Raw genomic sequence first — 2,989 nt, forward strand, 5'->3', positions numbered from 1 at the left:
AAACCTCGATATTCGTTGCTCTGTGATGTTCAGCTAGCCGATAATATAGGAGGACGTTGCACCATGCTTATTCGCTTAGAATCATGAATTTGCAGGTTTGAAAAAAAGGGTTTTTATCCAGCGCGTGGAATGATTCATTTTGTGGGAATGAAGTAGGACTTTCTAAATGAAAGGACGATGGCGGTTGAACACAATAGCAGCAATAAGCAGACTGGAGAAGGAAGGTAAACAAATGAAGATCGCCTTATCCGGCATACCCCAATACTCTTTTAAGCTTCCGGATGATGCGGAGGCGAAATTCAATCTGTTTTATACAGTGAATGTAAAGAGTAAAATATCAATCGAATTGCTCCCCAAAACCGCAGATTTTGTCGTATCCCCAGACCTAGAAGCTCTTGCAACAGAGTTGTATTTTAAGCGTATTACGGCAGAGTTTAGGGTGGAAAGCTCGAAAATAATAACGAGAATTTGTGTCAGGGACTCCAAATGACAATACTTGATTATACACCGGTATGGCCGGAAACCGCTGTATTCTGGGGTGCAGGGGCTACTGCTGCTATAGGGATGCGGACCACGCAGAAACTTAGTGAATCTTTTTACGTGCTTGCACAAAAAGATGCTGCTTTAACCGACAGGGTGAAGAAATCTATCGGATATGATAAACCAGTATGGTTAGAAGCCGTTGTCGATCTGTTAATTATACTGGGTGATCCGGATACAAGTACAGAGGCAATAGAGTCCGTCCGTCGGCAATTTCCGCTATTGAATGAGGATCAGCAGCGGACCCGTCTGGAGGAATTAAAGAGTACATACGACTGGAATACACTGTATCGAATTATTCAGATCTGTCCGGGCAATACGAAAGAAGAGTTTCAACTGCAGGATCTGTTCAATATTCTTGACATGCATATTGCGAATCGGCAGGGGTTCTATGTTCCAGACGGATTGGCTGCTTCGTTTATTCCGTTCAACCGAATGATTGGTGCCCGCAATACCCTGAAAATGCTGACGATTCTCATGCATACCTTGGACTTCCAATTTGCTATTGCCGAAAAAAGAGAACTGATTAAGCAGTACGAGTCGTTTGCCGAAGTTCTTTATCAGTTAATGATAGAAGAAGGATTTGAATTCAGCAAGAACGAACAGTGCAAGCTGCAAGAGCGGTCCTTTTATTTATTCAGCCATTCGATAATATCGATGAACTGGGATCCCATTCTACTGTGGTTGTTATTCAATGTACACAATAAACATAACAATGGAGTGTCACCTCCGGTTATCGGGGAACCACCTATGCCGCTTAAGTTATTCCATGATATGGGGCATTTTATGGGCGTTCGCAAAATTGACGGCAACACCCCGCAGGTTTGGTATCCGTTCAATGAAACTGTTGTGCAGAGAATGAACGATCCGGACCACATTACATCCAGGAGAGTACGTGTTGGAAAATATTATTTTCCTCATGGCTGCTCCGGTTGGCGGGAGTGTCCCAACTGTGGGAAATTGACGATGTATATGGGCGGTGAATGGGGTCTGGATACGGTAACCCTCTTCCCTCCATTGCCGCTGCCTTCGCTGAGCTTCGGGTACGAAATAAAATCGCTTCAAGAGAAAAACGCGCAGGATAATGGAAGAAGTGATGCAATTCAGTGCACCTTCTGCGGCACCATAACCGAGGCTCAGCATGTTCCGCTTGTGATGCAAAGCAATTTCAAAGGCGAGCATCCCTCTTTCGTTGAAGAAATTCAGCGGGATATGAGAGTTTCTCTGGAAAGAACACAGCATGTGGTTTTAATGGGGTATTCATTGCCGAGCGATGATGTTATTTATCGAAGCCTGCTCTCAGCCAGAAAGAATAGGGGAAAAGAAATATTCTGCTCTGTAGTTGGAAAGAGTGCTATCCCAACCAATGGATGGATTGGTAAAGATCAAATAGATAGTTTCTTAGAGAAATTAAGAAAAGAAGCGCCGCAGGACTCATTTATACGCACAATCACTTCCGTTCTCGAAATATTTGGAAAGGAAAATGCGCGGTTTTGCGGGGATGGAATTCCAGGTGTGTTTTTGGAAAAAGCAGGTGGATCAGCATCGATGGATAAAGTAAAGGAGCTCCTATATCCAAGCCCGACATTTCCAAATTACCGGGTATTAAGAATTTAATGTAGCAGCGCAAAAGACACTACAGAATTCGTTTCTATACTCAGCATGGAAGGAAGGTCGACTTACTGCTTGGGGGGATATGGAAATTCTAGGATACTCAAGTGCAACATTATATAGCCGGGTTTGCGAGTTTGAGAATTTGAACAGATTTAGAGTGGAGCATAATCGCAATAAAGAGGATAGGGAACGTCCAAAATGATTTTGAGAATGGGGGGAGGTTCTGATTAGAGCCTACGCCTTTGAAACTATGGCTATCATTCCTCAGTCTCTCCCACGATTTTCAGCCTTACCACGCGCGAAATACTCTCAACCTCATAAATCGGCACCCACACAGCACCGTCAATCGTGTTGATCTTCACTCGACCTGGAATTGTTGAAACTTCCGCTACTCCTTTGATTTTGTCCCCGCCAATAAGCCAAATCACAACCATTTCATTCCGCACTGCTGCAACCTTCAAGCTTTGCTTTAATTTCTTATCCATGCCAGCCCCCTGAGCTTTTTAGTATAATCAAGTTAAAACTGCTGGAGGAAGAGAGCTATGCATCGTAAATATATGGTGCTTACGAGCGACGCTGATTTTCTCACTGCTTCATTGACTGGAACTCGCGTCTCCGTTTGGTTCCGTCTTGATCCAGACCCGATAGGCCACCTTATGGACTATGGCGGCCGAGTAGAGGCGTATAGTCCAGTTAGCATTAAGATTGCCGGATCAAGATACTTTCGGGAAAGGTTTGAGTTCCGGGCCCTAATTGCAATGAAGTGAGCCTCTGCCCAGTGCGGGGGCTTTTTTACTTATTCAAGCAGCCTTTGGATTAGTAATAACATCCTATT

General features: G+C 44.1%; 3 protein-coding genes. 2 read left to right on the forward strand and 1 reads right to left on the reverse strand.

Annotated elements, in window-relative coordinates; all coding sequences use genetic code 11:
* The first annotated feature begins 184 nt into the window (after window positions 1-184).
* Together KIH86_RS26560 and KIH86_RS26565 are read left to right on the forward strand one after the other, a co-directional pair.
* Window positions 185-490 carry a hypothetical protein gene (locus KIH86_RS26560; protein WP_223083905.1) on the forward strand — a complete coding sequence of 102 codons (306 nt, stop codon included), beginning with the start codon at window positions 185-187 and terminating at the stop codon, window positions 488-490.
* Window positions 487-2,157, forward strand: a complete 1,671-nt coding sequence (locus KIH86_RS26565; RefSeq protein WP_223083904.1) for a hypothetical protein — start codon at window positions 487-489, stop codon at window positions 2,155-2,157. The genes KIH86_RS26560 and KIH86_RS26565 overlap by 4 nt, the downstream gene beginning before the upstream one ends.
* A gap of 254 nt (window positions 2,158-2,411) precedes the next feature.
* On the opposite strand, the gene KIH86_RS26570 is transcribed toward KIH86_RS26565, so the two are convergent.
* A complete protein-coding gene (locus KIH86_RS26570; protein WP_223083903.1) occupies window positions 2,412-2,639 on the reverse strand; it encodes a hypothetical protein in 228 nt (75 codons plus the stop codon).
* Window positions 2,640-2,989: the final 350 nt, after the last annotated feature.

It is taken from the genome of Paenibacillus sinensis (assembly GCF_019904155.1).
Lineage (GTDB): Bacteria > Bacillota > Bacilli > Paenibacillales > Paenibacillaceae > Paenibacillus_AQ > Paenibacillus_AQ sinensis.

Bases quoted from the DNA above. Each gene is read 5' to 3' on its own strand.
- KIH86_RS26565 (WP_223083904.1), top strand. From the start codon at position 487: ATGACAATACTTGATTATACACCGGTATGGCCGGAAACCGCTGTATTC.
- KIH86_RS26570 (WP_223083903.1), bottom strand. From the start codon at position 2,639: ATGGATAAGAAATTAAAGCAAAGCTTGAAGGTTGCAGCAGTGCGGAAT.